At 69.7% G+C, this 6,638-nt stretch carries 8 protein-coding genes; 4 read left to right on the forward strand and 4 right to left on the reverse strand.

What is annotated here, in order from left to right; all coding sequences use genetic code 11:
* Positions 1-76: 76 nt before the first annotated feature.
* Positions 77-865 carry a hypothetical protein gene (locus ACZ404_RS19240; protein ID WP_468441351.1) on the reverse strand — a complete coding sequence of 263 codons (789 nt, stop codon included), beginning with the start codon at positions 863-865 and terminating at the stop codon, positions 77-79.
* A 149-nt stretch (positions 866-1,014) separates the two neighbouring features.
* Between ACZ404_RS19240 and ACZ404_RS19245 the strand changes: the two genes are divergently transcribed.
* From ACZ404_RS19245 to ACZ404_RS19255, 3 genes are all read left to right on the forward strand, one after another.
* Positions 1,015-1,812 (forward strand): ABC transporter ATP-binding protein, encoded by a 798-nt coding sequence (locus ACZ404_RS19245; RefSeq protein WP_468441353.1) that lies wholly within the window; start codon positions 1,015-1,017, stop codon positions 1,810-1,812.
* 61 nt (positions 1,813-1,873) lie between these two features.
* Positions 1,874-2,305, forward strand: coding sequence for an NfeD family protein (locus ACZ404_RS19250; RefSeq protein ID WP_468441355.1), 432 nt, complete (start codon positions 1,874-1,876; stop codon positions 2,303-2,305).
* A gap of 110 nt (positions 2,306-2,415) precedes the next feature.
* Positions 2,416-3,375: an SPFH domain-containing protein gene (locus ACZ404_RS19255; protein WP_468441357.1), complete on the forward strand. Its 960-nt coding sequence runs from the start codon at positions 2,416-2,418 to the stop codon at positions 3,373-3,375.
* A 109-nt stretch (positions 3,376-3,484) separates the two neighbouring features.
* On the opposite strand, the gene ACZ404_RS19260 is transcribed toward ACZ404_RS19255, so the two are convergent.
* From ACZ404_RS19260 to ACZ404_RS19270, 3 genes are all read right to left on the reverse strand, one after another.
* A complete protein-coding gene (locus tag ACZ404_RS19260; RefSeq protein WP_468441387.1) occupies positions 3,485-3,991 on the reverse strand; it encodes an HNH endonuclease in 507 nt (168 codons plus the stop codon).
* Between the two features lie 168 nt (positions 3,992-4,159).
* A complete protein-coding gene (locus ACZ404_RS19265; protein ID WP_468441359.1) occupies positions 4,160-4,696 on the reverse strand; it encodes a YbhB/YbcL family Raf kinase inhibitor-like protein in 537 nt (178 codons plus the stop codon).
* A 40-nt stretch (positions 4,697-4,736) separates the two neighbouring features.
* Positions 4,737-5,519, reverse strand: a complete 783-nt coding sequence (locus tag ACZ404_RS19270) for a sporulation protein (protein WP_468441361.1) — start codon at positions 5,517-5,519, stop codon at positions 4,737-4,739.
* Between the two features lie 125 nt (positions 5,520-5,644).
* Between ACZ404_RS19270 and ACZ404_RS19275 the strand changes: the two genes are divergently transcribed.
* Positions 5,645-6,295: a DNA-3-methyladenine glycosylase gene (locus ACZ404_RS19275; protein ID WP_468441363.1), complete on the forward strand. Its 651-nt coding sequence runs from the start codon at positions 5,645-5,647 to the stop codon at positions 6,293-6,295.
* Positions 6,296-6,638 lie beyond the last annotated feature (343 nt).

A 6,638-nucleotide genomic window follows, 5' to 3' on the forward strand; every position in this document is an offset into this window, starting at 1 on the left:
AGGCCTGTCGTGCGTCACGAACACGAGAAGGAGAACGTGAACGGCAGCGGCGACGACACCAGCCGCCGTCCGGCGGTCACCGGCCGCCCCGCTCCCGCTCCTCGACCAGCGAGTTGTACGCCGCCACCTGCGCGCGCCGAGCCGTCCGCTCCACGGGCCGCAGCGCCTCCGCCCGGGCCGCCATCTCCGAGGAACTGACCGCACCCCCGGGCCCGCGGCCGTGGGCGAGGGACACCAGCAACCCCACCCGCTGCGCCAGCTCCAGCACCCGCACCGCACGCGGCGGATACCCCGGCGCCAGCACCTCCCGCCCCCGCTCGGCCCGCGCCCGGTACGCGTCGATCGCCGCCTCCGCCACCGGCCCCGATCCGGCGACGTCCAGCTTCGACAGCACCTCGGTCGCCTCCCTCAGCGCCTCCGCCAGCTCCCGCTCCGCCTCACCCAGCGAGGGCACGTCCGCGGGGGGCGCCTCCCGCACCGGCAGCACCTGCCACACCACCTCGGCATGGACATCGCCGGCGGGCCCGGCCTCGTACACCTCCGGCACCAACCCGAACGCGGCACCGAAGCAGACCACCGCCTCCTCGGCCTCCAGCGCCCGCGCGTTGAACTCCGGCGGCCCGCTCAGCCCCAGCGGATGCCCCGGGGCCGGCAGCGCCACCCGCAGCCCGGTCGCCCCCAGCGCCCGCAGCCGCCCCAGCGCCAGCGTGAGCCCGACCTGCGCGGACTCGCCCGGCAGCCCCTCCACCCGGTGCACCGCGTCCTCGCCCACGATGGCGAGCGCGGCGTCGTCCGGGGAGACAAGTCCGGCGAGAAGGGCATTTCCCCAAGAGGCGAGGCGTCCTGAACGCGGTTCCGAGAGCATGCCCCCACCCTAAGGACCGGACCGATGGAATGGAGCGGGGCACTCGTGGCGTAGATTTCATAAGGGCTGCGCCCATCGGCGCGGCGGACCGAGCCACAGGCGTACGCGACAGCCGAGACCGGCACACTGCAAGGGGAGACAACGCGCTCATGAGCGATGTTCTGGAGCTTCAGGACGTATCCGTGATCCGCGAGGGCAGGGCCCTGGTGGACCAGGTCTCCTGGTCGGTGAAGGAGGGCGAGCGCTGGGTCATCCTCGGTCCGAACGGTGCCGGCAAGACCACCCTCCTGAACGTCGCCTCCAGCTACCTCTTCCCCAGCACCGGCACGGCGAGCATCCTCGGCGAGACCCTGGGCCGGCCCGGCACCGACGTCTTCGAGCTGCGCCCGCGCATCGGCATGGCCGGCATCGCCCTGGCCGAGAAGCTCCCCAAGCGCCAGACGGTTCTGCAGACGGTCCTCACCGCCGCCTACGGCATGACCGCCGGCTGGCAGGAGGAGTACGAGGAGGTCGACGAGCAGCGCGCCCGCGCCTTCCTCGACCGCCTCGGCATGAGCGACTACCTCGAGCGGAAGTTCGGCACCCTCTCCGAGGGCGAGCGCAAGCGCACTCTGATCGCCCGCGCCCTGATGACCGACCCCGAGCTGCTCCTGCTCGACGAGCCCGCCGCCGGCCTCGACCTCGGCGGCCGCGAGGACCTGGTCCGCCGCCTCGGCCGGCTCGCCCGCGACCCCATCGCCCCCTCGATGATCATGGTCACCCACCACGTCGAGGAGATCGCCCCCGGCTTCACCCACGTCCTCATGATCCGCCAGGGCAAGGTCCTCGCCGCCGGCCCGATCGAACTCGAGCTCACCTCCCGCAACCTCTCCCGCTGCTTCGGCCTGCCGCTCGTCGTCGAACAGCTCGGCGACCGCTGGACCGCCCAGGGACTGCCCCTGTCCTGACGCCCGTTCCGCTCCCTTTCGCGCCCTGTCCGCCGTCCGACAGCGGTCCTACCATGACCATGTGAACGACATCGACGCATGGGTGTGGTGGCTCGTCGGCGCGGCGGCGCTCGGAATCCCGCTCGTGGTCACCGCCATGCCGGAGTTCGGCATGCTCGCGGTGGGAGCCGTCGCGTCCGCGGTCGTCGCCGGCCTCGGCTTCGACGTGGTCGTCCAGGTCCTCGCCTTCGTCGTCGTCTCGGTCGCCCTCATCGCCGTGGTCCGGCCCATCGCCGCCCGGCACAGCAGACAGCGGCCCCAACTCGCCACGGGTGTCGACGCCCTGAAGGGCAGACAGGCCGTCGTCCTGGAGCGCGTCGACGGCTCCGGCGGCCGCATCAAGCTCGCCGGAGAGGTCTGGTCGGCCCGCGCCCTCGACACCGGCCGCGCCTACGAAGTCGGCCAGGAGGTGGACGTGGTGGAGATCGAAGGGGCCACCGCGATCGTCATCTGAGGTATCAGCCCCACGAGTTGGGTACGGTCTGACAGACTCGACCAGCAAGATCTTCAACAACCACAGGATCTGCCGAAGGTGCCGAGGCGGAGAGGGGTACGGGGAGCACGATGGAACCGGTCATCATCGTCCTGATCATTCTGGTGGTGTTGGTCTTCATCGCCCTGATCAAGACCATCCAGGTCATCCCACAGGCCAGCGCCGCCATCGTCGAGCGCTTCGGCCGCTACACGCGGACACTGAACGCGGGCCTCAACATCGTCGTCCCGTTCATCGACACCATCCGCAACCGCATCGACCTGCGCGAACAGGTCGTCCCGTTCCCGCCCCAGCCGGTGATCACCCAGGACAACCTGGTCGTCAACATCGACACCGTCATCTACTACCAGGTGACCGACGCCCGGGCCGCCACCTACGAGGTCGCCAGCTACATCCAGGCGATCGAGCAGCTCACCGTCACCACCCTGCGCAACATCATCGGCGGCATGGACCTGGAGCGCACCCTGACCTCCCGCGAGGAGATCAACGCGGCCCTGCGCGGCGTCCTCGACGAGGCCACCGGCAAGTGGGGCATCCGCGTCAACCGCGTCGAACTCAAGGCCATCGAACCGCCCACCTCCATCCAGGACTCGATGGAGAAGCAGATGCGCGCCGACCGTGACAAGCGCGCCGCGATCCTCACCGCCGAAGGTACGCGGCAGGCCGCCATCCTCACCGCCGAGGGTGAGAAGCAGTCCCAGATCCTGCGCGCCGAGGGTGAGGCCAAGGCCGCCGCCCTGCGCGCCGAGGGCGAGGCCCAGGCGGTCCGTACGGTCTTCGAGGCCATCCACGCCGGCGACCCGGACCAGAAGCTGCTGTCCTACCAGTACCTGCAGATGCTCCCGAAGATCGCCGAGGGCGACGCCAACAAGCTCTGGATCGTCCCCAGCGAAATCGGCGACGCCCTCAAGGGCCTGTCCGGCGCGATGGGCAACTTCGGCCCGCTGGGCGGAGGTTCCTCGGGCAACGGAAACACCGTGCCGCCCCAGAACAACGGCCCGGAGCGCAGGGAGAAGCCCAGCATCGACTGAGGGCCGCCGCACGACGCCGGGTCCCTGCCGCGCCCCTGCCAGGGGCGCGGGGAACTGCCCGACCAGCCGAAGACGACCCGAAGCCGCCGACGAAGAACCCGGCAGCCGACTAGGCGGCTTCCCGAGCCAGCCACCCAGGAAGCGCGGCGAAGTCCTCCTGCCCCAGCGCCAACAGCATCGCATCCGCCGGCGTCGGCTCGAACGGCTCCCGCAACAGCGCCATCCCGGCCTCCTCCGGAGTCCGGTTCGCCTTCCGGTGATTGTCCTCCGCACACGCGGCCACCGTGTTCAGCCACGTGTCCTGCCCACCCTGCGACCGCGGCAGCACATGGTCCACGGTCGTCGCCCTGCGCCCGCAGTACGCGCACCGGTGCCGGTCCCGGACCAGCACACCCCGCCTCGACCACGGCGCTTGTCTTCGGAACGGCACCCGCACATATCTGCAGAGCCTGATCACCCGGGGCGCGGGTATGTCCATCTCCGCACCGCGCATGCGCAGTTCGGGGTGGGCCTGCTCGACGACGGCCTTGTCCTGCAGCACCAGAACAACGGCTCGGTTCAAAGTCACCGTCGACAGCGGCTCGAAGCTCGCGTTCAGAACCAACGTGTCACGCATCCAGCCCACCTCCTGTGTGCACCTGCCCACCCCCCGGCGGGCTCGGATCAACTCTGGACGGGCGCGCCGAGATGGACAACGCAATAAAAAAATGCCCGCCCCTGATCACTTCCAAGACCAGAGGCGGGCAAACGTTCCCTGAACGCTCGGCTGAATCCGAGCGGTGCGTCAGCTCCCGGGGTTCTCGTACTCCCCGATGAGCTGGGCGCGCGCGATCGTGTGGAACCGCAGGTTGAAGCCGACGACGGCCGGCGAGGCGTCCGAGTCCGGACCCAGCTTCTCCTGGTCCACGGCGTACACCGTGAACACGTACCGGTGCGGACCGTCCCCCGGCGGCGGAGCGGCCCCGCCGAAGTCCTTCGTCCCGTAGTCGTTCCGCGCGTGTACGGCGCCCTCGGGCAGCCCCTCGAACTTGCCCCCGCCCGCACCCGCGGGCAACTCGGTCACCGACGCCGGGATGTCGAACAGCACCCAGTGCCAGAACCCGCTGCCGGTCGGCGCGTCGGGGTCGTAACAGGTCACGGCGAAGCTCTTGGTCTCAGCGGGGAAGCCCTCCCACCGCAGCCGCGGCGAGGTGTTGCCCTCCGCGTAGACCTGGGCGCTCTTCAGCGTCGCGCCCTCTTCGATGTCCTCGCTCGTCACCGTGAACGACGGCACGGGCGGATGGAAGTCGTGGGGGAGAGGCCGCCGCTTGAGCTCGGTCACCTCGGTACCTCCTGATCGCTCCGGTTCGGTGGGTCCGAGCCTAGAACCAGTTGCGCCGGCTGCCGACCTCGGACAGCCACTGGTTGAGGTAAGCCGCCCAGTCGGTCCCATGGAAGTCGTTCAGACCCACCTGGAAGGACCGGTACGTGTCCGAGCCCTCGCTGAACAGACCCGGCTTCTTGTCCATCTCCAGGACGACGTCCATCGCGTGCTCGTCGGCCACGAAGCTCAGCTCGACCTGGTTCAGACCCCGGTACTGCGACGGCGGGTAGAACTCGATCTCCTGGTAGAACGGCAGCCGCTGGCGGGTGCCCCGGATGTGGCCGCGCTCCATGTCCGCGTTCTTGAAGCGGAAGCCCAGCTGGATGAAGGCGTCCAGGATCGCCTGCTGCGCCGGCAGCGGGTGCACGTTGATCGGGTCCAGATCCGTGGAGTCGACGGCCCGCGCGATCTCCAGCTCGGTCGTCACACCGATGTTCATCCCGCGCAGCGCCTGCCCGTCGATCATCGTGACCGGCGTCTCCCAGGGGATCTCCAGCCCGAACGGCACCGCGTGCACGGCACCGGCCTGCAGCTCGAAGGCGCCCCCGAGCCGCACCTTGGTGAACTCGATGTCCTGCTTGTACTCCTCGTCGCCGCTCTCCACCTCGACCCGCGCCTGCAGGCCGACGGACAGCCCCTCGATGCCCTGGTTCACAGACCCGCCCTGGATCCGCACCTCACCCTGGACGACACCACCCGGCACGACGTTGACCTCGGTGAGCACCGTCTCGACCGAGGCACCGCCGGCTCCCAGGCTCGCGAGCAGCTTCTTGAACCCCATTGACTCTCCCTTTACGAACGGACCCTCGATCCCTACAAACGCGCTCCGCCCCCGACCGGTTCCGCCCAGGCACCGACGCATCCGCCGACCTTCCCGCCGACCCGTCTGGACTACCCTCGGAGGGCATGATCGCGCCCCCGGACCGTACGCCACTGCCCCGAGACTTCTTCGACCGGCCCGTTCTGGAGGTCGCGCCCGACCTTCTCGGCCGCACGCTGGTCCGGACGACACCCGACGGTCCGATCGCCCTGCGCCTCACCGAGGTCGAGGCCTACGACGGCCCGAACGACCCCGGCTCCCACGCCTACCGCGGCCGCACCGCGCGCAACGCCGTGATGTTCGGCCCGCCCGGACATGTGTACGTCTACTTCACCTACGGCATGTGGCACTGCATGAACCTCGTCTGCGGACCCGAGGGCCGGGCGAGCGCGGTCCTGCTCCGCGCCGGCGAGATCGTGGAGGGCGCCGAGCTGGCCCGCAAACGTCGGCTTTCGGCCCGGAACGACAAGGAACTGGCCAAGGGCCCGGCCCGCCTGGCCACCGCCCTGGGCATCGACCGCGCCCTGGACGGCACGGACGCCTGTGGCTCCGGCGAGACACCGCTGCGGATGCTGACCGGGACGCCCGTGCCCCGTGAGCAGGTACGGAACGGTCCGCGCACCGGAGTCGCCGGCGAGGGCGGCAACGGCGACGCCCATCCCTGGCGCTTCTGGGTCGCCAACGACCCGACGGTGAGCCCGTATCGGGCCCACGTGCCGCGGCGCCGCCGAAGTTGACGCGGCCCTGGAAGGTGCGTAACGTAGCCCGAGCCGCTGAACCGGGTACGGCGATCGCCAGCAGCCGGAGCGGCCAACCCACTACTCAGCTACAACCCCTCAACGGGGTCGATTCTGGCGCGCCCGCGTGCCCGAATTCGAATCCGTGAGACTCGATTATGAGTATCCGAGGGAATCGGCTAACGTAGTGAATGTCGAAAGGCCCCGCCGACAGGGAATCAGAGCCGAAAGGATCTGATAGAGTCGGAAACACCGAAGGGAAGCGCCCGGAGGAAAGCCCGAGAGGGTGAGTACGAAGGAAGCGTCCGTTCCTTGAGAACTCAACAGCGTGCCAAAAGTCAAC

The organism is Streptomyces sp. NPDC030798 (genome assembly GCF_055572275.1).